The following is a 25,765-nucleotide window of genomic DNA, read 5'->3' as shown; positions in this document are numbered from 1 at the left end:
GCGGCTACAGGCGTGGTTGGGGCGTGGCTGGGAATGGACCGGCAATTGTTCCAGAGCGACGTTTTGTTACACCCAGCCCATGCCTGGGGTGACACGAAGCGCGCGCAGCTTCTACCCTGAGTTGATTGGCGGGGCCTGCCCGCCGTTTCAGGACACTGAGCCCCATGTATAAAGACCTGCAGTTTCCGATCCTGATCGTGCATCGCGACATCAAGGCCGATACGGTCGCGGGGGACCGGGTCAGGGGGATCGCCCGGGAACTGGAAAAGGACGGGTTCAGCATCTTTTCTGCGGTGGACTATGTCGAAGGGCGGCTGGTGGCTTCGACCCATCACGGCCTGGCCTGCATGTTGATCGCCGCCGAAGGGGCCGGGGAAAACAAGCACCTGTTGCAGAACATGGTGGAACTGATCCGCCTGGCGCGGGTACGTGCGCCGCTGCTGCCGATCTTTGCCCTGGGCGAGCAGGTGACCCTGGAAAACGCCCCCGCCGACGCCATGAGCGAACTCAACCAGCTGCGGGGCATTCTCTACCTGTTCGAGGACACGGTGCCGTTCCTGGCCCGGCAAGTGGCCCGGGCCGCGCGGGGCTACCTGGATGGCTTGCTGCCACCGTTCTTCAAGGCCCTGGTACAGCACACCGCCGACTCCAACTATTCCTGGCACACCCCGGGGCACGGCGGTGGCGTGGCCTATCGCAAGAGCCCGGTGGGGCAGGCGTTTCACCAGTTCTTTGGCGAGAACACCTTGCGTTCGGACCTGTCGGTGTCGGTCCCGGAGCTGGGGTCGCTGCTGGATCACACCGGCCCGCTGGCGGAAGCCGAGGCCCGTGCCGCGCGCAACTTCCGCGCCGATCACACCTTTTTCGTGATCAATGGCACCTCCACCGCCAACAAGATCGTCTGGCATTCCATGGTCGGTCGCGATGACCTGGTGCTGGTGGACCGCAACTGCCACAAGTCGGTGCTGCACTCGATCATCATGACCGGGGCCATTCCCCTGTACCTGTGCCCGGAGCGCAACGAACTGGGGATCATCGGGCCGATTCCCCTGAGCGAGTTCAGCGCCGAGTCGATCCAGGCCAAGATCGATGCCAGCCCGCTGACCCGCGGCCGGCCGCCCAGGGTCAAGCTGGCGGTGGTCACCAACTCCACTTATGACGGCCTGTGCTACAACGCCGAGCTGATCAAGCAGAGCCTGGGCAACAGTGTCGAGGTGCTGCACTTCGACGAAGCCTGGTACGCCTATGCGGCCTTTCATGAGTTCTTCGCCGGGCGCTACGGCATGGGCACGTCCCGCAGCGCCGACAGCCCGCTGGTGTTCACCACCCATTCCACCCACAAGCTGCTGGCGGCCTTCAGCCAGGCCTCGATGATTCACGTGCAGGATGGCGGCGCCCGGCAACTGGACCGCGACCGCTTCAACGAAGCCTTCATGATGCATATCTCCACCTCGCCGCAGTACAGCATCATCGCCTCGCTGGACGTGGCTTCGGCGATGATGGAAGGGCCGGCAGGGCGCTCGCTGCTGCAGGAAATGTTCGACGAGGCCCTTAGCTTTCGCCGGGCCCTGGCCAACCTGCGGCAGAACATCGCCGCCGATGACTGGTGGTTCTCGGTGTGGCAACCGGAGCGGGTCGAGGGCATCGACCAGGTGCGCACCGAGGACTGGCTGCTGGAACCTGAAGGCGAGTGGCACGGTTTTGCCGGGGTCACCGATGACTATGTGCTGCTGGACCCGATCAAGGTGACCCTGGTCATGCCCGGCCTGACCGCGGGCGGCGCCCTGAGCGAGCACGGGATCCCGGCGGCGGTGGTCAGCAAGTTTCTCTGGGAGCGCGGGCTGGTGGTGGAAAAGACCGGGCTCTATTCGTTCCTGGTGCTGTTCTCCATGGGCATCACCAAGGGCAAGTGGAGCACGCTGCTCACCGAACTGCTGGAGTTCAAGCGCAACTACGACGCCAATGTCAGCCTGGCCAGCTGCCTGCCCAGCGTGGCCGGGCAGGACCCGCAGCGCTACCAGGGCATGGGCCTGCAGGACCTGTGCGACCAGTTGCACGCCTGCTACCGCAGCAACGCCACGGCCAAGCACCTCAAGCGCATGTACACGGTGCTGCCGGAGGTGGCCATGAAGCCTGCCGATGCCTATGACCATCTGGTGCGGGGCGAGGTCGAGGCGGTTTCCATCGATCAGTTGCAGGGGCGTATCGCTGCGGTGATGCTGGTGCCCTATCCGCCGGGCATTCCGCTGATCATGCCGGGCGAGCGTTTCACCGATTCCACCCGTTCGATCATCGATTACCTGGCCTTCGCCCGGGCCTTTGACAGCAGCTTCCCGGGGTTTGTCGCCGATGTGCACGGGCTGCAGCATGACGATCTGGGCGACGGGCGCCAGTACACCGTCGATTGCATCAAGGCATGAGGAGTTTCCCGGCCATGCAACCTGTTGTGAATCCCCGTTATCCGGGCCTGGCGGTGCGAGTCGCCGATGAGGGCTTTGCCGCTTATATCTGGGGCAGCGACTTCAGCTTCGAGGTCAGCGCCTATGCCGTGGCCGAACGCGAAGTGCCGGTGGCGGACTGGGCCCTGCGACGGATCGTGCCCTATCGCAAATGCTATGGCATCGACCCGGAGGAGTTCAGCAGCTACCGCAATGCCGCGGACAGCGAGATCTTCATGGCCTATCTGGACGACCAGCCGGTGGGCCATGTGGTGGTCAGCACCAACTGGAACGGTTACGCCCATATCGATGAGCTGGCGGTGCATGCGCCGGCGCGGCGCCACGGGGTAGCCAGGGCGCTGCTGGATGTGGCGCAGTTCTGGAGCCGCAGGAAAAAACTGCCGGGGATGATGCTGGAAACCCAGAACAACAACCTGGGGGCCTGCCGCCTCTACGAGCAATGCGGCTATGTGGTAGGGGGCGTGGACCACCTGCGTTACCGCGGTATCGACCCGCAGACCGCCGAGGTGGCGATCTTCTGGTACCGGCTGTTCGCCAATGAGCTGGAGGGGCCGGCGCTTTAACCTGCCAGCAGGGCCTCGGCCTGTTCCGTGAGCAGCTCCAGCAGGGCAGTGGTCAGCGGCGAGCTGTCGCTGCCGTGGCGCCGCAAGGCGTACAGCGTGACGCTGATGGGGGGCGACAGCGGGCACACATCGAGCCCGGCGCTGCGGGCGCCGACGGCGGTGAAGGGGTCGACGATGGCCAGACCTTCGCCAGCTTCCACCAGGCTGCGCATCATCTGATAGGTCTGCACCCGGGTCTGGATCACCGGGCTGGGGCGCAGGTTCTGCAATTTGCTGGCAAGCATCACGCTCAGCGGGTCCTGGCCCTCCAGGCCGACCATCGCCTGGCCGGCCAGATCCTGCAGGGCGACGTATTTCTGCTTGGGTTGCAGCCAGCCGTGGGGCGCCAGGAGAAACAGCTTGCCCTGGGCCAGGGCCTGGCTGTGGATGTCCGGGTGCTGCGGGTCGTGCAGGCTCAGGCCCAGATCGCAGTCACGCAGCAGCAGGCTGCGGACCATGTCCCGGGTGCTTTGGCCGAGCAGGCTGCAAGGGGTGTCGGCGAAGCGCCGGCGCAGGGCGGCGATGCACTGGGGTAGCAGTTGCTGAACCAGCGGCGGGGTGCCGACGAGGCGCAGCGGTGGCGCCTGGTGGAACCTCAGGCTGTCGGCCAGGCGCTGCACGGGCTCGAAAGCGTCATACACCCGGGTGATGGCTCCCTGCAGCTCCCGGGCTTCACGGGTGGCCTGCAAACGGCCGCGAACACTGGCGAACAGCATGAAGCCCAATTGGCTCTCGGCGTCGCGCAGCAGGGCCTCGACCTCGGCCACCGAAAGTTGCAGCAGTTCGGCGGCAGTGCCCAGGTGAGCGGTTTGCAGGAGCGCCTGAATCACTTCGATATGACGTAAACGCATGCTTGAAGTCCATCTCCAGCCGTCGAGGGGTCAAGCAACGAATCCTAACCCAAGTGTGGCGACACAACAGCTGGCGATGATGCTCGCGAAGAATCACTGAGCTACATAGGTCTCGGGCTCGCGCACGATGGTTACATCCGACTGCACCAGCAGGAACTGGTTGTCATCGAGTTTCTTGACCCGGTCGCCGATGGCCAGGCGGTAGGTGGTCACGGGCTCCGATCCGGCCGCGCCGTCCTCCGGGGGCATGGATTCCTGGAATTCGTGCACTGAGTACACCCGTCCCTCGGCATCTCTTGCATGGAATTGTCCGACAAGTACTGCTGCCATTCTTTAGAGCCTCTGGAGATAAAACACGCAAATTCGGTGGTGTAGACCCGGTGTCCCCAGGGGAAGTTTTACCCCGGGAAAAAAATAATCCGCTACCGGTGCCAGCCCCTTTATCGCGGGCTCGCTGGCAACAGGCCATGGCTTGGGAATTATCGGGGTGGGGTAGCAGATATCACCTCGGGTCATCTATAACTAACACCTTCTTTACGCCAACGGTTGGAAACTCCCATGAGCAATGTCTACAAGGTCGCAGTACTGGTCGGCAGCCTGAGAAAACAGTCCCTGAACCGCAAGGTCGCCCTGGCCCTGGCCGAGCTGGCGCCTGCCAGCCTCCAGCTGGACATCGTCGAGATCGGTGACCTGCCGCTCTACAACGAAGACATCGATGCCACGCCACCGGCGGCCTACACCCGTTTTCGCGAACAGATCAGCGGCGCCGACGCGGTGCTGTTCGTTACCCCGGAATACAACCGCTCGGTACCGGCGGCGCTGAAAAATGCCATCGACGTCGGCTCGCGGCCCTACGGTAAAAGTGCCTGGAGCGGCAAGCCGGGGGCGGTGATCAGCGTTTCTCCGGGGGCCATTGGCGGTTTTGGCGCCAACCACCACCTGCGCCAGTCCCTGGTGTTCCTCAATGTGCCCTGCATGCAGCAGCCCGAGGCCTACCTGGGTGGCGCCGGCTCGGCATTCGACGAGGCCGGCAAACTGTCCGAAGCAACCCGGCCGTTCCTGCAGGGCTTCATCAACGCCTACGGGCAGTGGGTCGAGCAGCAACGCAAGGCCTGATTCCCCACCATCATTCCCTGCTGTCGCAGGAGGCGGCTTGCCGGCGAAGAGGCCCTTGAGTCCCGTGGGGCACCTTCGCCGGCAAGCCGGCTCCTGCATACTCAAGACCCACTCTCATGTTGATTGCCGTATCGATTTTCCTGCTGACCATTACCTTGGTGATCTGGCAGCCCAAGGGCCTGGGCGTTGGCTGGAGCGCCGTGTTCGGGGCGGCCCTGGCGCTGTTGTTCGGGGTGGTGCAATGGGCGGATATCCCGGTGGTCTGGCAGATCATCTGGAATGCCACCGGTACCTTTGTCGCGCTGATCATCATCAGCCTGCTGCTGGACGAGGCCGGGTTCTTTGCCTGGGCCGCGCTGCATGTGGCGCGCTGGGGGCGAGGGCGGGGCAGGCGGCTGTTTGCCTTCATGGTATTGCTGGGGGCGCTGGTCTCGGCGCTGTTCGCCAATGACGGCGCCGCGCTGATCCTGACCCCCATCGTCATTTCCATGCTCCTGGCCTTGCGCTTTTCACCGGCCACGACCCTGGCCTTCGTCATGGGCGCGGGGTTCATTGCCGACACCGCGAGCCTGCCGCTGGTGGTTTCGAACCTGGTGAACATCGTCTCCGCGGACTTCTTCAAGATTGGCTTCAACCGTTATGCGCTGGTGATGCTGCCGGTCAACCTGGTGAGCGTGGCCGCCACCCTGGTGGTGCTGCTGTGGTTCTTCCGCCGCGATATCCCGCTGGATTACGACCCCCGGCAACTGGCCGAGCCCGCCAGCGCCATCCATGACCGGGCGACCTTCATGGCCGGCTGGTGGGTGTTGCTGATCCTGCTGCTGGGCTGTTTTGCCCTGGAGCCGCTGGGCATTCCCATCAGCGCTATTTCCGCGGTGTGCGCGGCGCTGCTGCTGGCGATTGCCGCCCGCGGGCACCGGATCTCCACGCGCAAGGTGCTCAGGGAAGCGCCCTGGCAGATCGTGATTTTTTCCCTGGGCATGTACCTGGTGGTGTACGGCCTGCGCAATGCCGGGCTCACGGCGTACCTGGCCGGCTGGCTGGATGCCTTTGCCGGCGGCGGGATCTGGGGCGCGGCCCTGGGCACCGGGTTGCTCACGGCGGGCTTGTCATCGCTGATGAACAATCTGCCGACAGTGCTGATCGGCGCCTTGTCCATCGATGCCAGCCAGGCCACGGGTGTGGTCAAGGACGCGATGATCTACGCCAACGTCATCGGCAGCGACCTGGGGCCGAAGATCACCCCCATCGGCAGCCTGGCGACCCTGCTCTGGCTGCATGTACTGGAGCGCAAGGGTATTCATATTGGCTGGGGGTACTACTTCCGGGTCGGCATCGTGCTGACGCTGCCGGTGTTGCTGGCGACCCTGGCGGCCCTGGCGCTGCGCCTGTCTCTGATGTAGGCGCCGGCTTGCCGCATAGGGGCGTCTTCGCCGGCAAGTCCGCTCCTGCGGCAGATTGTCAGGAGGGCTGCGGGGGGACGTGGGGCCAGAGATCGGCCACCAGGAACAGGCGTTCGGCTTCTTCCCAGCCGCCTTCAGGGGTTTGCTCCAGGCGTACCAGCAACTGCGCCGGGGCCTGAGGGGCAAGTTCCGCCAGCCATTGCTGCAGTTGCGTGGCGGTCCAGGCCTGCTCGGCCGGGTAGTGGGCCGGCGCCAGCCAGGCGTGGCGGGGCAGGGGCTGCCAGCGCCCCGGGGCGCTCTGGGCGAAAAATGCCGGCCAGTCGCGCTGATGCAGCCAGCGCCCGCACAGGTGTTGCGGGTGGGCGCCCTGGGGCGGTTCGGCGCGACCCGGCCAGGGGTACAGCAGGTAGCCCCCCAGCCACAGGTGCGCGCTGAACTGGTGGATATCCAGTGCCGCCAGGGCTTCGCGGCTTTCGTCCCGGGCGGAAATCGGCAGTTGGTGCCCATCCAGGTGCGCCAGCTTGCGGTCCAGGCGGTCATGGCAGCCGGGGCCCAGCCATTGGGCGCTGTCCTGGCCATTGCCGGCCTGGGGGCCCAGGTACAGCTTGATCGCCAGTTCCAGGTGGTGCACGCCGTCACGGTCGCGCAGCAGCATGTCCAGTTCGCCCAGGGTGTGGCCGCCGCGGCGGATTGGCAGGTTGGCCGCCAGCAGCTCGACCCCGGGGGCGTGGCGGACGGCAAATTGCCAGAGGCGTTCGTAATACAGGCCCAGGCGCCGGGTCGGGCCCTCGGCCAGCCACTGGCGCAGGGCGCGGCTGTCCAGGTCCTGGCAGCGCAGCCAGTGGGCCAGCAGTTGCGGCGCCTGGACCCAGTCGCTGCCGGCGAGCGGGTGGCGCTGTGGCCAGGGCGTGTGGCTGAGCATCGGCGGCGCGAGGATGACCCAGGCGAGGTCGCGGACTTCAGGTTGACGCAACTGGCGGGGAAGGCCGAGCAGATCAGGGAACAGGAGCATCTTGCGAGCATAGACGCAAACCCGGGCCGATCGCGATAAATGCGTGCCACTCGCAGTTGCGGCAGGGCTGGCTAAGCCCGTGTGGCTGAAAGGATTTTGTCTAACGCCGGGTTTCGCCCATAATCCTCCGTTTCGCCCGTACCCGAACCCCGCAGGAGCCCCATGGAGCAATTTCGCAATATCGGCATTATCGGTCGCCTGGGCAGTTCCCAGGTGCTGGACACAGTTCGCCGACTGAAAAAGTTTCTGCTGGCGCGGCACCTGCACGTGATCCTTGAGGACACCATCGCCGAAGTGCTGCCCGGCCACGGCCTGCAGACTTCCTCGCGCAAGTTGCTGGGCGAGGTCTGCGACATGGTCATCGTGGTCGGTGGCGACGGCAGCCTGCTGGGCGCCGCCCGGGCCCTGGCGCGGCACAACATCCCGGTGCTGGGGATCAACCGCGGCAGCCTGGGCTTTCTCACTGACATCCGCCCCGACGAGCTGGAGGTCAAGGTCGCCGAGGTGCTGGACGGCCACTACCTGGTAGAGAACCGCTTCCTGCTGCAGGCCGAGGTGCGCCGCCATGCCGAGGCCATCGGCCAGGGCGATGCGCTGAACGATGTGGTGCTGCACCCGGGCAAGTCGACGCGGATGATCGAGTTCGAGATCTACATCGACGGCCAGTTCGTCTGCAGCCAGAAGGCCGACGGCCTGATCGTCGCCACGCCCACCGGTTCCACGGCCTACGCCCTGTCCGCCGGCGGGCCGATCATGCATCCCAAGCTGGATGCCATTGTGATTGTGCCGATGTACCCCCATACCTTGTCGGGAAGACCGATCGTGGTCGATGGCAACAGCGAGCTGAAAATCGTCGTGTCCAAAGATATGCAGATCTATCCGCAAGTTTCCTGTGACGGGCAGAACCATTTCACCTGTGCCCCGGGCGACACCATCACGGTCAGCAAGAAGGCGCAGAAACTGCGCCTGATCCACCCGCTGGACCACAACTACTACGAGGTCTGCCGGACCAAACTCGGCTGGGGCAGCCGGCTGGGCGGTGGAGGCGACTGATGCTCGATCCCGCGCGTAGCTACGACCTGATCGGTGACGTGCACGGTTGCGCCCTGACCCTGGAGCACTTGCTGGATCGGCTCGGTTATCACAAGCAGGCCGGCGTCTGGCGGCACCCGTCGCGCATGGCGGTGTTCCTCGGCGATATCATCGACCGCGGCCCGCGTATCCGTGAGTCCCTGCACATCGTCCACGACATGGTCGAGGCCGGTCAGGCCCTGTGCATCATGGGCAACCACGAGTTCAATGCCCTGGGCTGGAGCACTCCGGCGGCCGAAGGCAGCGGCAAGCAGTTCGTGCGCGAGCACACCCCGCGCCATGCCCGGCTGATCCACGAGACCCTGACCCAGTTCGAACAGCACCCGGGTGACTGGCACGATTTCCTGCAGTGGTTCTATGAGTTGCCGCTGTTCGTCGACGCCGGGCGCTTTCGCGTGGTGCACGCCTGCTGGGATGCGGGCCTGATCGCGCCGCTGCGCCAGCAGTACCCCAACGGCTGCATCGACCGCGAGTTCCTGCAGTCCGCGGCCGTTCCCGACAGCTTTGCCTGTACCGCCTTCGACCGTTTGCTGCGGGGCACCGACATGCGCCTGCCCCATGGCCTGACCATGACCAGCGGCGACGGCCTGACCCGCGCCTTCTTCCGTACCAAGTTCTGGGAAGACGACCCGCAGACCTACGGCGACATCGTGTTCCAGCCCGACGCCTTGCCCGAGCCTGTGGCCCGCACGCCGTTGTCCCCGGCCGAGAAGAACAGCCTGCTGCGTTATGGCGCCGAGGAGCCGATGCTGTTCGTCGGGCACTACTGGCGCAGCGGCAAGCCGGCGCCGATCCGTCCCAACCTGGCGTGCCTGGACTACAGCGCGGTGCTCTACGGCAAGCTCGCCGCGTATCGGCTGGACCAGGAAACCCGCCTGGATCCGAATAAATTTGTCTGGGTCGACGTTGAACGGCCCGAGGTAGTGCGATGAGTGCGGTAGCGGTATTGCGCCTGCCCCTGGCGACGGACCTGAGCGGCTTCGTCAAGCTGCTGCAACGCATGCAGGTGCCTCACCGGGTCAGCGAGGAGGCGGGGGAGCAGGTGCTCTGGGTGCCGGAATCCATCAGCGAGGACGTGCGTGGCCTGTACCAGCGCTTTCCCCAGGGCGACCCCGATCAGCAACTGGACATTCCCCAGGCCAGTGCCCCGGCGCGCCCCGGCTTCGTCCAGCAACTGCGCAGCAGCCCGGTCACCGCGCTGATCCTGCTCTTGAGCCTGGCGGTATGCGGTATCACCTTGCTCGGCGACAACCTGCAGACCCTGAGCTGGTTCACCTTCCTCGAGTTCCGCGTGGTTGGCGACTACATCCAGTTCAGCTCCCTGGCCGACAGCCTGGCAGCGGGGCAGTGGTGGCGCCTGGTGACGCCGATGCTGATCCACTTCGGCTTCCTGCATATCGCCATGAACGGCATGTGGTACTGGGAGCTGGGGCGGCGCATCGAAATGCGCCAGGGCGGCATCAACCTGCTGGGCCTGACCCTGCTGTTCAGCCTGGTGTCGAATTACGCGCAGTACTACTTCAGCGGGCCGACCCTGTTCGGCGGCCTGTCCGGGGTGCTCTACGGCCTGCTCGGGCATTGCTGGATCTACCAATTGCTGGCCCCCAACCCCATCTACCGCCTGCCCCGGGGCGTTCTGGTGATGATGCTGGTGTGGCTGCTGCTGTGCCTGTCCGGGCTGGTCTCTATGATCGGTTTCGGTGAAATCGCCAACGCCGCCCACGTTGGCGGGTTGCTTATCGGATGCCTCACCGGCCTGTTGGGCGGCTTGTACAGCCGCCGACGGGCCCTTTAAACGCTGGAGTCTTGTATGTCGTCCTTTGTTGAAATGATCGAAAACATCACCCCCGAGATCTACCAGAGCCTGAAACTGGCGGTAGAGATCGGCAAATGGTCCGATGGCCGCAAGCTCACCGCCGAACAGCGTGAACTGTCCCTGCAGGCGATGATCGCCTGGGAAATGCAGAATCTGCCCGAGGATCAACGTACCGGCTACATGGGCCCGCAGGAATGCGCCTCGAAGTCGGCGCCGGTGCCGAACATCCTGTTCAAGTCGGATGCCATCCATTGATCGAGATTGGCCGCGGTTCCATCAGTAAAATGTCGGCGCGCCTTGACGGGTCGAACGTTGAATACGCTTTTCGCCTGGGCGACAGCGAGGTACCGGTCAACCCCTTGATCGGCACCACAGTGCGCCTGGAATACCTGGGTGCGATCCATTGCAGCCATTGCGGGCGCAAGACCAAGACCAGCTTCAGCCAGGGCTACTGCTACCCGTGCATGACCAAGCTGGCCCAGTGCGATATCTGCATCATGAGCCCGGAACGCTGCCACTACGACGCCGGTACTTGCCGCGATCCGTCATGGGGCGAGCAGTTCTGCATGACCGACCACGTGGTCTACCTGGCCAACTCGTCGGGGATCAAGGTCGGCATCACCCGCGCCACCCAACTGCCGACCCGCTGGCTCGACCAGGGCGCCAGCCAGGCGCTGCCGATCATGCGCGTGGCGACCCGCCAGCAATCGGGCTTCGTCGAAGACCTGTTCCGTTCCCAGGTGGCCGACAAGACCAACTGGCGCGCCTTGCTCAAGGGTGATGCCCAGGCGGTGGACCTGGTGGCAGTGCGCGAGCAGCTGTTCGCCGCCTGCGCCGAGGGCCTGTTGGCCCTGCAGGAGCGTTTCGGCCTGCAGGCGATCCAGCCGGTGACCGACATCGAGCCTCTGGAAATCCGCTATCCGGTCGTGGAGTACCCGACCAAGATCGTCAGCTTCAACCTGGACAAGAATCCGATCGCCGAAGGTACGTTGCTGGGGATCAAGGGCCAGTACCTGATCTTCGACACCGGCGTGATCAACATTCGCAAATACACGGCGTACCAGCTCGCCGTGCATCAGTAGAAGGAATTCGCCATGCGCACCGACCAACCGAAGATGATCTACCTGAAGGACTATCAGGCCCCCGAGTACCTGATCGACGAGACCCACCTGACCTTCGAGTTGTTCGAGGACCACAGCCTGGTCCATGCGCAGCTGGTGATGCGTCGCAACCCGGCCCGGGGCGCCGGCCTGCCGCCCCTGGTGCTGGACGGCCAGCAGCTGGAACTGCTGTCGGTGAGCCTCGCCGATCAGCCGCTGAGTGCCAGCGACTACCAGCTGGACGACAGCCACCTGACCCTGCACCCGACCAGCGCCAGCTTCACCCTGGACACCAGCGTGAAGATCCACCCGGAAAGCAACACCGCCCTGGAAGGCCTGTACAAGTCCAGTGGCATGTTCTGCACCCAGTGCGAGGCCGAGGGCTTTCGCAAGATCACCTATTACCTCGACCGCCCGGACGTGATGAGCAAGTTCACCACCACCGTGGTCGCCGAGCAGCACAGCTACCCGGTGCTGCTGTCCAACGGCAACCCGATCGCCAGCGGCCCGGGAGAAGACGGCCGGCACTGGGCGACCTGGGAAGACCCGTTCATGAAACCAGCCTACCTGTTCGCCCTGGTGGCCGGTGACCTGTGGTGCGTGGAAGACAGCTTCCGCACCCAGAGCGGTCGCGACGTGGCGCTGCGCATCTATGTCGAGCCGGAAAACATCGACAAGTGCCAGCACGCGATGAACAGCCTCAAGAAGTCCATGCGCTGGGACGAAGAGACCTATGGCCGCGAGTACGACCTGGACATCTTCATGATCGTCGCGGTCAACGACTTCAACATGGGCGCCATGGAAAACAAGGGCCTGAACATCTTCAACTCCAGCGCCGTGCTGGCCCGTGCCGAAACCGCCACCGACGCCGCGCACCAGCGGGTCGAGGCCATCGTTGCCCACGAATACTTCCATAACTGGTCGGGCAACCGGGTGACCTGCCGCGACTGGTTCCAGCTGTCGCTCAAGGAAGGTTTCACAGTGTTCCGCGACGCCGGTTTCTCCGCGGACATGAACTCGGCCACGGTCAAGCGCATCCAGGACGTGGCGTACCTGCGGACCCACCAGTTCGCCGAAGACGCCGGCCCCATGGCCCACGCCGTGCGTCCGGAAAGCTTTATCGAGATCTCCAACTTCTACACCCTGACCGTGTACGAAAAGGGTTCGGAAGTTGTCGGCATGATCCACACCTTGCTCGGCGCCGAAGGCTTCCGCAAGGGCAGCGACCTGTACTTTGAGCGCCATGACGGCCAGGCCGTGACCTGCGACGACTTCGTCAAGGCCATGGAAGACGCCAACGGCGTCGATCTGACCCAGTTCAAGCGCTGGTACAGCCAGGCCGGTACGCCGCGGCTGGCGGTCAGCGAGACCTACGACGCAGCGGCGAAAACCTACAGCCTGACCTTCCGCCAGAGCTGCCCGCAAACCCCGGACAAGGTCGAGAAACTGCCGTTCGTGATTCCGGTGGCCCTGGGCCTGCTCGATAGCACCGGTGCCGACATGGCCTTGCGCCTGGCGGGTGAAGCCGCCGCCCAGGGCTCGTCCCGCGTGTTGTCGGTGACCGAGGCGGAGCAGACCTTTACCTTCGTCGACATCGCCGAACATCCGCTGCCCTCGCTGCTGCGGGGGTTCTCGGCTCCGGTGAAGCTGAGCTTCCCCTACAACCGTGACCAGCTGATGTTCCTCATGCAGCACGACAGCGACGGTTTCAACCGCTGGGACGCCGGCCAGCAATTGTCGGTGCAGGTGTTGCAGGAACTGATCGCCCAGCACCAACAGGGCCGGGCGCTGGTGATGGACGAACGTCTGGTGGCTGCCCTGGGCACTGTGCTCGCCGATGACAGCCTGGATCAGGCCATGGTCGCCGAAATGCTGTCCCTGCCGGGCGAGGCCTACCTCACCGAGATCAGCGAAGTGGCGGATGTCGAGGCGATCCACGCGGCTCGCGAGTTTGCCCGTCAGCAACTGGCTGACAGTCTGTTCGATGCCCTGTGGAAGCGCTATCAGGCCAATCGGCAGGTGTCCAAGGCCACCGCCTATGTGGCCGAGTCCGAGCATTTTGCCCGTCGCGCGCTGCAGAACATCGCCCTGTCGTACCTGATGCTGACCCACAAGCCCGAGGTACTGGCTGCGGCCATCGAACAGTTCGACAGCGCCGACAACATGACCGAGCGCCTGACCGCCCTGGCAGTGCTGGTCAACTCGCCGTTCGAGGCCGAGAAGGCCAAGGCCCTAGAAGTATTCGCCGAGAACTTCAAGGACAACGCCCTGGTCATGGACCAGTGGTTCAGCGTGCAGGCCGGCAGCCCGTTGCCCGGTGGCCTGGAGCGGGTCAAGGCACTGATGCAGCACCCGGCGTTCAACATCAAGAACCCGAACAAGGTGCGGGCGCTGGTGGGGGCGTTTGCCGGGCAGAACCTGATCAACTTCCACGCCGCCGATGGTTCGGGCTATCGCTTCCTGGCGGACCTGGTGATCCAGCTCAACGGCTTCAACCCGCAGATTGCCTCGCGGCAACTGGCGCCGCTGACCCGCTGGCGCAAATACGACAGTGCCCGCCAGGCACTGATGAAAGGCGAACTGGAGCGCATCCGCGCCTCCGGCGAGCTGTCCAGCGATGTGTTCGAGGTGGTGAGCAAAAGCCTCGCCTGAGGCTTGTATCGCCCCCGGCATCGCCTTCGCTGGCAAGCCAGCTCCTACGGACCCAAGCCACCGCATACCCCCCCGTAGGAGCCGGCTTGCCGGCGAAGAGGCCCTCAAGGCTTGTACGGCCCTCGGCATTGCCTTCGCTGGCAAGCCAGCTCCTACGCGAGCGGTGGTGGGGAGGCAGGGGGGATTTGGCTCTGTAGCGCTTCGCTCAAGTCGCGGTGATAGTTCTGCGCGCCGATGGCGTGCAGGATGCCGACCCGCTCCAGCTTGCCGTGCACCTTGAGGTTGGCTTCGCACAGCTTCACCACAATCGCGCGCTTGTGCAGCTGGCCTATCACTTCTTCCAGGGTCTGCAGCCCGGTAATGTCCATGAACGGCACATGCTTGAGGCGGATGATCAGCACCTGCGGGTCGCTGTGGGTCTGGGCCAGGGCCCGTTCGAAGGTCTCCGCGGCGCCAAAGAACAACGGCCCTTCGATGGTGTAGATCAGCACGCCCGGTGGCAGGTGCTGCTGGCCACTGCGGTGCAGTTCCTGCTGCAGATCCTGTTCCACCACTTGTTGCACTTCCACCGAGGAGGCCATGCGCCGCAGAAAATGCAGCATGGCCAGGACCACGCCGATGTTCACCGCGATCACCAGGTCGCTGAACACGGTCAGCACAAAGGTGCACAGCAGGATCGCCACATCGGCACGGGGGGCCCGTTGCAGCATGCGCTTGAAGTGGTGCAGCTCGCTCATGTTGTAGGCCACCACGAACAGGATCGCCGCCAGGGCGCACAGCGGAATGTTCGCTGCCAGCGGCGCCAGGAACAGGATGATCAGCAGCAGCACCAGGGCATGGACGATACCCGCCAGCGGGCTGCTGCCGCCGTTGCGGATATTGGTGGCGGTACGGGCAATGGCGCCGGTGGCGGCGAAACCGCCGAACAGCGGGGTGACCAGGTTGGCGATGCCCTGGCCCATCAGTTCCTGGTTGGAGTCATGGCGGGTGCCAGCCATGCCATCGGCCACCACCGCCGACAGCAACGATTCGATGGCCCCGAGCATGGCGATGGCGAAGGCCGGGCCGATCAGGTCCAGGACCTGCGGCAGGCTGACCTCTGGAAACTGCAACGCCGGCAAGCCCTGGGGAATGCCACCGAAGGCACTGCCAATGGTGGCCACGCCCTGGAACTGGAACAGCGACTGCAAGGCCGTGGCCAGGGTCATGGCCAGCAGGGGGGCCGGCAAACGCTTGAGCTGGGGGATGCGCGGCACCCATAGCAGCAGCGCCAGGCTCAGCAGGGCCAGCAGGGTGGTGGTCAGGTGCAGTTGGGGCAGGGCTTGCAGCAGGTGCCAGAGTTTCTGATGAAAGTGCTCGCCGCCGACCGCGGGCAGGCCGAAGAAATCCTTCCACTGGCTGACCCAGATGATTACCCCGATACCGGCGGTGAAGCCCAGGATCACCGGGTCCGGGATGAACTTGATCAGGGCGCCCAGGCGGCTGATGCCCAGCAGGAACAGGATCAACCCGGCCATCAGGGTCGCCAGTTGCAGGCCGCCGACCCCGTATTGGGCGGTGACCCCGGCAAGGATCACGATAAAGGCCCCGGTGGGCCCGGCGATCTGCACCCGGCTGCCGCCGAACAGCGACACCAGCAGGCCGCCGACGATGGCGGTGTAGATGCCCTGTTCGGGCTTGACCCCGGAGGCGATGGCGAAGGCCATGGCCAGGGGCAGCGCCACCACTGCGACAATCACCCCGGACACCAGGTTGCGGCCCCAGTGCGCACGTCCCAGCAATCCGGCTTTCCACGCCTCGCGTATGGCAATCATGGCTCTGTCCTGAAGTCTGTCCGGCTCATCATAGCCCCGGCCGGAGAGTGTCGGCCCCTGTCCTGGATCAGGCTTTGTCCCACTGTCGCGCAGACGCGGCCTAGACACATCCATCAGTCTTGCGAATGGCCGATCATGCAGGGTTTCGGCAGGGGCTGATGGTTAACAAAAGATAACGTGGCGTCGATTGTCAGACCTTTCCAAAGCCCGATAGGATAGCCCGCAGCCGAAGGGGCTCTAGATTGCAGTTTCCAGGACGATCGTCATGATCGCCCAGGCCTGCGCAGCCCCCTCAAGGCGCCCTGAGAGGTTGAATGACCTGACAATAATAATGGGGGAATGGTCTATGAGTGAGCCTGTCATGGGTGTGGTTGTTGGCCGCCCGCCGGCGCTGCGCACGTTCGCACTGTTGGCTACAGCGCTCTCGCTGTTGGGTGTCGTGACGCTGTCGACACCGGTCCTGGCCGCTGCCACTGCAGCGGATTCTGTCTATTCCATCGAATCGCCCAAGGCGGCGAAAAGCCTGATGCTCGATGTGGTCCACGCCGGCAAGCGCCTGGTGGCGGTGGGCGATCGCGGGCACATTCTCTATTCCGACGATCAGGGCCAGACCTGGGTCCAGGCCAAGGTGCCGACCCGGCAACTGCTGACGGCGGTGTACTTCGTCGATGACAAGCGCGGCTGGGCGGTGGGCCACGATGCCCAGGTCCTGGCCAGCAGCGACGGCGGTGCCACCTGGACCCGGCAGTTCCAGGACCTCAAGCGCGAGGCACCCTTGCTCGATGTATGGTTCAAGGACACCCAGACCGGCTACGCCGTGGGCGCCTACGGGGCCCTGCTGGAAACCAGCGATGGCGGCCAGCATTGGGAGGACGTCAGCGACCGCCTCGACAACGAGGACCAGTTCCACCTCAACGCCATTGCCCAGGTCAAGGATTCCGGGCTGTTCATTGTCGGCGAGCAGGGCAGCATGTTCCGCTCCGCCGATGACGGGCAGACCTGGGAGCGCCTCGAAGGCCCTTATGAAGGCTCGTTGTTCGGCGTGATCGGCACCGGCCAGCCGGCCACTCTGCTGGTCTATGGCCTGCGCGGCAATCTCTACCGCTCCACGGATTTCGGCAGCACCTGGGAACAGGTGGAGTTGAACGCCGCCCGTGGCGCCCTGGAGTTCGGCCTGTCGGGGGCGACCCTGCTGGACGATGGCACGCTGGTGATCGTCGGCAACGGCGGCAGCGTGATCCGCAGCACCGACCACGGCCAGACCTTCAGCGTATTCAACCGTGCGGACCGCATCTCGCTGTCGGCGGTCACCGCTGCCGGCAACGGCGACCTGATCCTGGCCGGGCAGGGCGGTGTACGGGTTTCTGCAGCAACGGGCGCTGAACTCGGCCAATAAGCCGGGCACATAATAAGAAGGTGGGGAATTCCATGAGCAGTCATCACCAGGACAAGGCGAACTTTCTTGAGCGCCTGATTTTCAATAACCGCCCGGCAGTGATCTTCATCTGCTTGCTGGTCAGCGCTTTCCTGTTCTGGCAGGCGACCCTGATCCGGCCGTCCACCAGCTTCGAGAAGATGATCCCGCTCAAGCACCCGTTCATCGAGCGGATGATGGAGCACCGCAACGACCTGGCGAACCTGGGCAACACCGTGCGCATCTCGGTGGAGGCCCGCGACGGCGACATCTTCACCAAGGACTACATGGAAACCCTGCGGCAGATCAACGACGAGGTGTTCTACATCTCCGGTGTCGATCGCTCCGGGCTCAAGTCGCTGTGGAGCCCCAGCGTGCGCTGGACCGAAGTGACCGAAGAGGGCTTCGCCGGCGGCGAGGTGATTCCCCAGAGCTACAACGGTTCGGCCGACAGCCTCGAACAGCTGCGCAACAACGTGCTCAAGTCCGGCCAGGTCGGGCGCCTGGTGGCCAACGACTTCAAGTCCAGCATCGTCGATATCCCGCTGCTGGAGTCCTACCCGGACCCGCAGGACCAGGGCAAGCTGCTGGCCCTGGACTACCAGAAATTCTCCCACCAGCTGGAAGAGAAGATCCGCGACAAATTCGAGGCGCAGAACCCCAATGTGAAGATCCACATCGTCGGCTTCGCCAAGAAGGTCGGCGACCTGATCGACGGCCTGATCATGGTGGTGATGTTCTTCGGCGTGGCCTTCATCATCACCCTGGTGCTGCTGTACTGGTTCACCTGGTGCATCCGCAGCACCATCGCGGTGTTGATCACCACCCTGGTGGCGGTGGTCTGGCAACTGGGCCTGATGCACGCCTTCGGCTTCGGCCTGGACCCGTATTCGATGCTGGTGCCGTTCCTGATCTTCGCCATCGGCATTTCCCACGGGGTGCAGAAGATCAACGGCATCGCCTTGCAGTCCAGTGATGCCGACAATGCCCTGACCGCGGCGCGGCGTACCTTCCGCCAACTGTTCCTGCCGGGTATGATCGCGATCCTCGCCGACGCCGTGGGCTTCATCACCTTGCTGATCATCGATATCGGGGTGATCCGCGAGCTGGCCATCGGTGCCTCCATCGGTGTGGCGGTGATCGTGTTCACCAACCTGATCCTGCTGCCGGTGGCGATTTCCTACGTCGGCATCAGCAAGCGCGCCATCGAGCGCAGCAAGAAGGACGCTTCCCGCGAGCATCCGTTCTGGCGCCTGCTGTCTAACTTCGCCAGCCCCAAAGTCGCGCCGATTTCCATCGCCCTGGCCCTGGTGGCCTTTGCCGGCGGCCTCTGGTACAGCCAGAACCTGAAGATCGGCGACCTCGACCAGGGCGCGCCGGAGCTGCGTCCCGACTCGCGCTACAACAAGGACAACAACTTCATCATCAGCAATTACTCCACCAGCTCCGACGTGCTGGTGGTGATGGTCAAGACCGCGGCCGAAGGCTGCTCGCGCTATGAGGCCATGGCGCCCATCGACGAATTGATGTGGAAGATGCAGAACACCGAGGGCGTGCAGTCGGCGATTTCCCTGGTGACCGTCTCCAAGCAGATGATCAAGGGCATGAACGAGGGCAACCTGAAGTGGGAAACCCTGTCGCGCAACCCTGACGTACTGAACAACTCCATTGCCCGGGCCGACGGTCTGTACAACAACAACTGCTCCCTGGCGCCGGTGCTGGTGTTCCTCAACGACCACAAGGCCGCGACCCTGGACCGTGCGGTACATGCGGTGCAGGAGTTCGCCACGCAGCACAACAAGGACGGCCTGGAGTTCATTCTCGCTGCCGGCAACGCCGGGATCGAGGCCGCGACCAACGAGGTGATCAAGGAGTCCGAGCTGACCATCCTGATCCTGGTCTACATCTGCGTGGCCGGCATGTGCATGATCACCTTCCGCTCCTGGGCGGCGACCCTGTGCATCGTCCTGCCACTGGTGCTGACGTCGGTGCTGGGCAACGCGCTGATGGCCTTCATGGGCATCGGGGTCAAGGTGGCGACCCTGCCGGTGGTGGCGCTGGGGGTGGGCATCGGCGTGGACTACGGCATCTATATCTACAGCCGCCTGGAGAGCTTCCTGCGGGCCGGCCTGCCGCTGCAGGAGGCCTACTACCAGACCCTGCGCTCCACCGGCAAGGCCGTGCTGTTCACCGGCCTGTGCCTGGCCATCGGCGTGTGCACCTGGATCTTCTCGGTCATCAAGTTCCAGGCCGACATGGGCCTGATGCTGACCTTCATGCTGCTGTGGAACATGTTCGGTGCCCTGTGGCTGCTGCCGGCCCTGGCGCGGTTCCTGATCAATCCGGAGAAGCTGGCGGGGCAGAAGGGCAACTCGCTGTTCGCCCACTGATCCCGTTGCATGAGTACTCAGCCGCACCCTCGGGTGCGGCTTTTTCATGCCTGGTGTTCCGAGGGGAAAGCGGGTGGTGCTGAAGAACCGGGCGGCCCCGGCAGTGCCTGTCGGAGGATGTGTCCGGGGCAGTCGCTTGCGCGGCGCAATGCTGGCCCAACCCGGCAGCGCCAATCAGCTATCATTGCGCCTTTCCATCTGATGACTGATCGCTATGACCGCTGCTACCGACACCTTGCTCTGCGCCCTTGAAGCCTGCGACATGCTGGAAATCGACGGCCTGCACGCTTTCGATTTCACCCTCGACGAGCAGCGCCTGCTGATCGAGTGCATGGACGGCCGCGCGGCCAAGCGCTGGAGCTTTACCCTGGCCCAGGTCCAGGCCGCGACCTTCGACCAGGACTTGCAGAGCTGGACCCTGGCAGGCGACTCCGGTGAGCACCGCCTGGTGTGCATGAGCGCGTTCAGTGCCCGCGACGAAGAGGAAGGTGAACATGAAGATGCGTAATTTCTGGCCCCTGCTGATGGCCGGCAGTGTCGGTGCCATGGCGGTCCAGGCCGCGCCGGCCACCGAAACCCATGAGCTGCTGGTGGGGTCCTATACCCAGGGCCAGAGCCAGGGTCTGTACCGCCTGCAATTCAATGAGCGCACCGGGCAGATCGACCCCAAGCCGCTGCAGGTGGTGAAGAGCTCCAACCCGTCCTGGCTGACCTTGTCCAAGGACCTCAAGTTCGTCTTCGCGGTGAATGAGAACAGCCCGGGGCAGGCCGACCCCATCGGTCGTGTCAGCAGCTACAGCCTTGCGCCGAAAACCCATCAACTGAGCCTGATCAACCAGGTGCAGAGCCAGGGTAACGAGCCCACCCATTCCAGCCTGAGTGCCGACGGCAACTACCTGTTCGTCAGCAACTATTCGGTGGATGTGGATCCGGGCGGCAGCCTGGCGGTGGTGCCGGTCAGCGATGACGGTCATCTGTCGCCGGTGGTGCAGCTCACCAGTCATCCGGCCAGCCGGGTCGACCCCGAGCGCCAACAATCGGCCCACGTGCATTCGTCGGTGCCGTCCCCGGACGGCAAGTTCCTGTTCGCCAACGACCTGGGTGCGGACAAGATCTTCGTCTATCGCTATGACCCCAAGGCCAATGCGGAACACCCGCTGAGCCCGGCCGACCCGGCCTTCGTCCAGCTGCCGCCGGGCAGCGGCCCGCGGCACCTGCTGTTCAGCGCCGATGGCAAGCATGCCTACCTGACCATGGAAATGAGCGCTCAACTGGCGGTGTTCGACTACCAGGACGGCAAGCTGACTCAGCGTCAGATGCTCGACCTGGCGGCCAACGGCTCCAAGGAGAAAAAGGCCGCCGCGGCCTTGCATGCTTCCAAGGACGGCCAGTACCTGTATGTCAGCAACCGGGGCACCGCCAACCAGTTGCTGGTGTTTGCCATCGACCCGGCCAATGGCCAGCTCAAGGAAATCCAGCGGCGTTCGGTGGAAGGCGATCACCCACGGGAGTTCAGCCTCGACCCGAGCAACCGCTATGTGCTGATCGGCAACCAGAAAAGCAACGAGATCGTGGTGATCGAGCGCGACGCCAAGACCGGTTTCCTGGGCAAGACCGTGCAGAAACTGCCGTTCGATTCCCCCAGCGATATCAAATTCCTGGTGCGTCAATAGACCGCAGGCCCCGGCGTCCGGGGCCTGACTCCTTCTATTAACGACGCTGATAATGGCTACTGCCGCAAAGAATTTTTTCCCGCCAACCCTCGGGAGTAAGTTTGCTTCACGGCCCACACGGGCGAGCAAGCCAACTGAATACGAGGGTTACCGCCATGAACTTCAATCTCTTCTCCGTGATCGCAGCCTCCGCCATTTCCGCCACCGTGGCACTGCCTGCCAGCGCCAACGTGGAAATCAGCCAGAAGAAATCCAGCACCAACACCTACACCCAGAAGTACCTGCAACAAAGCGCCAACTTCTACGCCGCCCTGGATCACAAAGCCCAGCAATGAGCGCTCCGGATCACCCCGCAAGCAGCAAACCCAAGGTATGCAGGAGCGAAGTCACTGAAGCAGTGATGTCGCTCCTGCATCACCTGTTTGCGACTTATTCTTCCCGCCAGGCAAATTTTGCTTGGTAGTGTCATATAGCCATGTGTTTAAATTTGACGCTGAATTATTGACTCTTTCCCGAGCAAGGATCGATAGCATGGTGATGCGTCTGACCGTGGTTCTGCTGTTGCTCTACTCCACCCCCATCCTGTCCTCTGCCCAGCCTGTCGAAGGCGAGCCGGAGACTTCCCGCGAGCGTCTGACCAGCCTGTTGCAGGACTGAGACGCGAGTTTAAAGCATCAAGAAAATTGATGATGGCTATGGATATAAACGTCTTTTTACTGGCGTTTGATTGATAGATCCTCTGGGCACGAAAACGCCTCAGGAGATCACCATGGCCCGTTCGATCCTCAGTTCCGCCAAGCACGGCGCCTACCTGGCGCTGGGGCTTTATCTGCTTCTGATGCTCTGGGCCAGCCTGGCTGCGGGCCTGCCGAGCGCTGCGTTGATTGATTCCGGCGCGGCAAGCGGCCAGGGCCCGGTACTCCATGCCGAAGCGGGGAGACGGCCATGAAAGGGCGCCGTCTGATGATCACCGCCTTCCTCGCGTTCTTCACCAATGGCACCAGCCTGCTGGGGCTGGGCCAGGGTTCGGCCGGAGCATTGGCGCGGGCCATCGAATGCAATCACCAGATCGCCTATCACAGCCAGGCGGCCAAGGCTCCGGCGCTGCTGGCGGGCAATCCACCGGGCAAATCCGCTGCGGCCTTTCCCGGGCCTTTCGCCCTGGATTGCCCACAGGCACGGGTATGCCCGTCCATGGCGGCCTGAGACGAGAAGAGGGGGCAAGAGAAGAAGGGGCCCCGGAACCGGGACCCCATGCAGCGATGTCAGTCCTTGAACGAACCGCGTTTCACCAGTTTCATCACCACCACGAAGAACACCGGCACGAAGATCACTGCCAGGGTTGCGGTGATCATGCCGCCGATCACCCCGGTACCGATCGCCTGCTGGCTGGCGGAGCTGGCGCCGGTGGCGATGGCCAGGGGCACCACGCCGAGGATGAACGCCAGCGAGGTCATGACGATGGGGCGCAGGCGCAGGCGTGCAGCCTGCACCGTGGCATCGATCAGATCATGGCCTTCGTCGTACAGGCTCTTGGCGAACTCGATGATCAGGATCGCGTTCTTCGCTGACAGGCCGATGATGGTGATCAGGCCGACCTTGAAGAACACGTCGTTGGGCATGCCGCGCAGGCTCACCGCCAGCACTGCGCCCAGTACCCCCAGGGGCACCACCAGCAGCACCGAGGTGGGAATCGACCAGCTCTCGTAGAGCGCCGCCAGGCACAGGAACACGATCAGCAGCGACAGGCCCAGCAGCATCGGCGCCTGGCTGCCGGACAGCCGTTCCTGGAGTGACAGGCCGGTCCATTCCAGGCCCAGCCCGGTGGGCAACTGCGCCACCAGCCGTTCGATTTCCTGCATGGCTTCACCGGTACTGTGGCCAGGGGCCGGCTCGCCGGAGACGGCAATGGCCGGGTAGCCGTTGTAGCGGGTCAGTTGAGCCGGGCCCAGGCTCCAGCTGGCGCGGACGAAGGCCGACAGCGGCACCATCTTGCCGGCGCTGTTGCGCACGTTCAGGCGCAGCAAGTCTTCGACCTGGCTGCGCTGGTCGCCTTCGGCCTGGATCACCACCCGCTGCATCCGCCCCTGGTTGGGGAAGTCGTTGACGTAGGACGACCCCAGGGCGGTGGACAGCAGGCTGCCGATATCGGCAAAGGACACGCCCAGGGCGTTGGCCTGCTTGCGGTCGACCTCCAGTTGCACCTGCGGCGCTTCGGCCAGGGCACTTTCCCGGACGTTGGCCAGGATCGGGCTCTTTTCCGTGGCCTTGAGCAGCTCGTCCCGGGCCTGCATCAGGGCCGCGTGGCCGACGCCGCCACGGTCCTGCAGGCGGAACTCGAAGCCGCTGGAGGTGCCCAGGCCATCGATCGGCGGCGGCAGCACGGCGTACACCACGGCATCCTTGATCGCGCCGAGGGCGGCGTTGGCACGGTCGGCGATGGACATCGCCGAATCCTCGCTGCCCCGTTGCGACCAGTCCTTGAGCGTGGTGAAGGCCAGCGCGGCGTTCTGCCCGTTACCCGAGAAGCTGAAGCCGAGAATGATGGTGCTGTCGCCGACTCCCGGTTCGCTGGCGTTGTGCGCTTCGATCTGCTCCACCACCTTGATCGTGCGGTTCTGGCTGGCGCCAGGTGGCAGCTGGATGTCGGTGATGGTGTAGCCCTGGTCCTCCACTGGCAGGAAGGAGGAGGGCAGGCGGCTGAACAGCAGCGCCATGATCGCCAGCAGCGCCAGGTAGATCAGCAGGTAGCGGCCGGTACGCTTGAGGGCATAGGTCACGCCGCCCTGATAGCTGTCGCTCAGGCGTTCGAAGCGCCGGTTGAACCAGCCGAAGAACCCCGTGCGTTCATGGTGTTCGCCCGCCGCGATGGGCTTGAGCAGGGTGGCGCACAGGGCCGGGGTCAGGGTCAGGGCGAGGAACGCCGAGAACAGGATCGAGGTGGCCATGGACAGCGAGAACTGCTGGTAGATCACCCCCACCGAGCCGGGCATGAAGGCCATGGGGATGAACACCGCCACCAGCACCAGGGTGATGCCGATGATGGCCCCGGTGATCTGCTGCATCGCCTTGCGCGTGGCTTCCTTGGGCGACAGGCCTTCGGAGGCCATGATCCGCTCGACGTTCTCCACCACCACGATGGCATCGTCCACCAGGATGCCGATGGCCAGCACCATGCCGAACATGGTCAGCACGTTGATCGAGAACCCCAGGGCCAGCATGGTGGCGAAGGTGCCCATCAGGGCCACGGGCACCACCAGGGTGGGGATCAGGGTGTAGCGGATGTTCTGCAGGAACAGGAACATCACCAGGAACACCAGCACCATGGCTTCGGCCAGGGTGTAGAGCACCTTGGTGATCGAGACCTTGACGAAGGGCGAAGTGTCGTAGGGGATCTTGTATTCCACGCCGGCCGGGAAATAGCGCGACAGCTCGTCCATCTTGGCGCGGATCAAGGTCGCGGTATTCAACGCGTTGGCCCCGGGGGACAACTGCACGCCCACCGCGGTGGACGGCTTGCCGTTCAGGCGGGTGCCGTACTGGTATTCCTGGCTGCCGACTTCCACCCGGGCCACATCGCCGATGCGTACCGTGGAGCCGTCGGGGTTGGCCCGCAGGACGATATCGGCAAACTCTTCAGGGCTGGACAGCTGGCCCTTGACCAGGATGGTCGCGGTGATTTCCTGGCTGGCGGGGTTGGGCAGGTCGCCGATGCTGCCGGCCGGAACCTGGGCGTTCTGCGCCGCCACCGCGGCGTTGACGTCGGCCGGGGTCAGGTTGAAACCGATCAGTTTCTGCGGGTCGAGCCAGATCCGCATGGCCCGCTCGGCACCATACAACTGGGCCTTGCCGACGCCATCGAGGCGGCGGATCTCGTTCATCACGTTGCGCGCCAGGTAGTCACTGAGGGCGACATCGTTCAGGCGGCCGTCACTGGAGGTCAGGGTGATCAGCAAGAGGAAGCCGGCGGAGACTTTCTCCACCTGCAGGCCCTGCTGGGTCACCGCCTGGGGCAGGCGCGGTTCCACTGCCTTGAGACGGTTCTGCACGTCCACCTGGGCCAGTTCCGGGTTGGTACCCGGCTGGAAGGTGGCGGTGATGGTGGCGCTGCCGAGGCTGCTCTGGGACGAGAAGTACAGCAGGTGGTCGGCACCATTGAGCTCCTGCTCGATCAGGCTGACCACCGATTCGTCCAGGGTCTGTGCCGAGGCGCCCGGGTAGGCGGCGTAGATCTCGATCTGCGGCGGGGCCACGGTGGGGTATTGCGCCACCGGCAGTTGGGGGATCGCCAGGGCACCGGCCAACAGGATGAAGAAGGCGACCACCCAGGCGAATACCGGGCGGTCAATAAAGAATTGCGGCATGTGTACT

At 64.2% G+C, this 25,765-nt stretch carries 23 protein-coding genes; 18 read left to right on the top strand and 5 right to left on the bottom strand.

Annotation, left to right across the window (positions count from 1 at the left end; translation table 11 throughout):
* Positions 1-164 precede the first annotated feature (164 nt).
* Both AC07R1_RS06195 and AC07R1_RS06190 read left to right on the top strand, forming a co-directional pair.
* Positions 165-2,420, top strand: coding sequence for an Orn/Lys/Arg family decarboxylase (locus AC07R1_RS06195; RefSeq protein WP_495110272.1), 2,256 nt, complete (start codon positions 165-167; stop codon positions 2,418-2,420).
* Positions 2,421-2,434: 14 nt separating this feature from the next.
* A complete protein-coding gene (locus AC07R1_RS06190) occupies positions 2,435-3,022 on the top strand; it encodes a GNAT family N-acetyltransferase (protein WP_015635812.1) in 588 nt (195 codons plus the stop codon).
* Here the strand turns inward: AC07R1_RS06190 and AC07R1_RS06185 are convergent.
* A complete protein-coding gene (locus tag AC07R1_RS06185) occupies positions 3,019-3,912 on the bottom strand; it encodes a LysR family transcriptional regulator (RefSeq protein ID WP_495110271.1) in 894 nt (297 codons plus the stop codon). The genes AC07R1_RS06190 and AC07R1_RS06185 overlap by 4 nt on opposite strands.
* A 93-nt stretch (positions 3,913-4,005) precedes the next feature.
* The gene (locus tag AC07R1_RS06180) at positions 4,006-4,242 is read right to left on the bottom strand and encodes a hypothetical protein (RefSeq protein ID WP_011061572.1); all 237 of its coding nucleotides are present in this window, start codon (positions 4,240-4,242) and stop codon (positions 4,006-4,008) included.
* A gap of 228 nt (positions 4,243-4,470) precedes the next feature.
* On the opposite strand from AC07R1_RS06180, the gene AC07R1_RS06175 reads away from it, so the two are divergent.
* Positions 4,471-5,028: an NADPH-dependent FMN reductase gene (locus AC07R1_RS06175; RefSeq protein WP_011061571.1), complete on the top strand. Its 558-nt coding sequence runs from the start codon at positions 4,471-4,473 to the stop codon at positions 5,026-5,028.
* Positions 5,029-5,144: 116 nt separating this feature from the next.
* Positions 5,145-6,431 (top strand): arsenic transporter, encoded by a 1,287-nt coding sequence (locus AC07R1_RS06170; protein ID WP_072441676.1) that lies wholly within the window; start codon positions 5,145-5,147, stop codon positions 6,429-6,431.
* A 58-nt stretch (positions 6,432-6,489) separates the two neighbouring features.
* Here AC07R1_RS06170 and AC07R1_RS06165 read toward each other — a convergent pair whose 3' ends face one another.
* Complete coding sequence (locus AC07R1_RS06165) at positions 6,490-7,443, bottom strand: DUF1853 family protein (protein WP_015635810.1); 954 nt, start codon at positions 7,441-7,443, stop codon at positions 6,490-6,492.
* Between the two features lie 162 nt (positions 7,444-7,605).
* Here AC07R1_RS06165 and AC07R1_RS06160 point away from each other — a divergent pair, with 162 nt between their 5' ends.
* Genes AC07R1_RS06160 through pepN form a run of 6 tightly spaced genes read left to right on the top strand, consistent with a single transcriptional unit; the run spans position 7,606 to position 14,103 of the window.
* A complete protein-coding gene (locus AC07R1_RS06160; RefSeq protein WP_007920913.1) occupies positions 7,606-8,496 on the top strand; it encodes an NAD(+) kinase in 891 nt (296 codons plus the stop codon).
* Positions 8,493-9,467 carry a metallophosphoesterase gene (locus AC07R1_RS06155; RefSeq protein WP_169891843.1) on the top strand — a complete coding sequence of 325 codons (975 nt, stop codon included), beginning with the start codon at positions 8,493-8,495 and terminating at the stop codon, positions 9,465-9,467. The genes AC07R1_RS06160 and AC07R1_RS06155 overlap by 4 nt, the downstream gene beginning before the upstream one ends.
* The gene (locus AC07R1_RS06150; RefSeq protein ID WP_041118467.1) at positions 9,464-10,330 is read left to right on the top strand and encodes a rhomboid family intramembrane serine protease; all 867 of its coding nucleotides are present in this window, start codon (positions 9,464-9,466) and stop codon (positions 10,328-10,330) included. Before AC07R1_RS06155 ends, AC07R1_RS06150 begins: the two co-directional genes overlap by 4 nt.
* Before the next feature lie 15 nt (positions 10,331-10,345).
* Positions 10,346-10,606, top strand: coding sequence for a YeaC family protein (locus AC07R1_RS06145; RefSeq protein WP_011061566.1), 261 nt, complete (start codon positions 10,346-10,348; stop codon positions 10,604-10,606).
* Complete coding sequence (locus tag AC07R1_RS06140) at positions 10,603-11,433, top strand: DUF2797 domain-containing protein (protein ID WP_019092921.1); 831 nt, start codon at positions 10,603-10,605, stop codon at positions 11,431-11,433. The genes AC07R1_RS06145 and AC07R1_RS06140 overlap by 4 nt, the downstream gene beginning before the upstream one ends.
* Positions 11,434-11,445: 12 nt before the next feature.
* On the top strand, positions 11,446-14,103 hold the full coding sequence (gene pepN, locus AC07R1_RS06135) for an aminopeptidase N (RefSeq protein ID WP_495110270.1): 2,658 nt from the start codon (positions 11,446-11,448) through the stop codon (positions 14,101-14,103).
* 152 nt (positions 14,104-14,255) lie between these two features.
* Here the strand turns inward: pepN and AC07R1_RS06130 are convergent, their stop codons facing one another.
* A complete protein-coding gene (locus AC07R1_RS06130; protein WP_207239261.1) occupies positions 14,256-15,917 on the bottom strand; it encodes a SulP family inorganic anion transporter in 1,662 nt (553 codons plus the stop codon).
* Between the two features lie 346 nt (positions 15,918-16,263).
* Here AC07R1_RS06130 and AC07R1_RS06125 point away from each other — a divergent pair, with 346 nt between their 5' ends.
* From AC07R1_RS06125 to AC07R1_RS06090, 8 genes are all read left to right on the top strand, one after another.
* Complete coding sequence (locus AC07R1_RS06125; RefSeq protein ID WP_065364170.1) at positions 16,264-17,313, top strand: WD40/YVTN/BNR-like repeat-containing protein; 1,050 nt, start codon at positions 16,264-16,266, stop codon at positions 17,311-17,313.
* A gap of 32 nt (positions 17,314-17,345) precedes the next feature.
* Positions 17,346-19,721, top strand: coding sequence for an efflux RND transporter permease subunit (locus tag AC07R1_RS06120; RefSeq protein WP_495110269.1), 2,376 nt, complete (start codon positions 17,346-17,348; stop codon positions 19,719-19,721).
* Positions 19,722-19,935: 214 nt separating this feature from the next.
* The gene (locus tag AC07R1_RS06115; protein ID WP_015635805.1) at positions 19,936-20,229 is read left to right on the top strand and encodes a DUF5629 family protein; all 294 of its coding nucleotides are present in this window, start codon (positions 19,936-19,938) and stop codon (positions 20,227-20,229) included.
* Positions 20,216-21,394 carry a lactonase family protein gene (locus AC07R1_RS06110; RefSeq protein WP_019094608.1) on the top strand — a complete coding sequence of 393 codons (1,179 nt, stop codon included), beginning with the start codon at positions 20,216-20,218 and terminating at the stop codon, positions 21,392-21,394. Before AC07R1_RS06115 ends, AC07R1_RS06110 begins: the two co-directional genes overlap by 14 nt.
* Before the next feature lie 155 nt (positions 21,395-21,549).
* Positions 21,550-21,729 carry a hypothetical protein gene (locus AC07R1_RS06105; protein ID WP_342402257.1) on the top strand — a complete coding sequence of 60 codons (180 nt, stop codon included), beginning with the start codon at positions 21,550-21,552 and terminating at the stop codon, positions 21,727-21,729.
* Between the two features lie 196 nt (positions 21,730-21,925).
* The gene (locus AC07R1_RS06100; protein WP_015635802.1) at positions 21,926-22,051 is read left to right on the top strand and encodes a hypothetical protein; all 126 of its coding nucleotides are present in this window, start codon (positions 21,926-21,928) and stop codon (positions 22,049-22,051) included.
* A gap of 112 nt (positions 22,052-22,163) precedes the next feature.
* The gene (locus tag AC07R1_RS06095) at positions 22,164-22,343 is read left to right on the top strand and encodes a hypothetical protein (protein WP_041118455.1); all 180 of its coding nucleotides are present in this window, start codon (positions 22,164-22,166) and stop codon (positions 22,341-22,343) included.
* Positions 22,340-22,600 (top strand): hypothetical protein, encoded by a 261-nt coding sequence (locus AC07R1_RS06090; protein WP_495110268.1) that lies wholly within the window; start codon positions 22,340-22,342, stop codon positions 22,598-22,600. The genes AC07R1_RS06095 and AC07R1_RS06090 overlap by 4 nt, the downstream gene beginning before the upstream one ends.
* A gap of 59 nt (positions 22,601-22,659) precedes the next feature.
* On the opposite strand, the gene AC07R1_RS06085 is transcribed toward AC07R1_RS06090, so the two are convergent.
* Complete coding sequence (locus AC07R1_RS06085; protein ID WP_495110267.1) at positions 22,660-25,758, bottom strand: multidrug efflux RND transporter permease subunit; 3,099 nt, start codon at positions 25,756-25,758, stop codon at positions 22,660-22,662.
* Positions 25,759-25,765: the final 7 nt, after the last annotated feature.

The organism is Pseudomonas sp. GW821-FHT07F01 (assembly GCF_059418825.1).
Note: the sequence above shows the minus strand (reverse complement) of the source record. Positions and strands in the feature narration are given on the sequence as shown.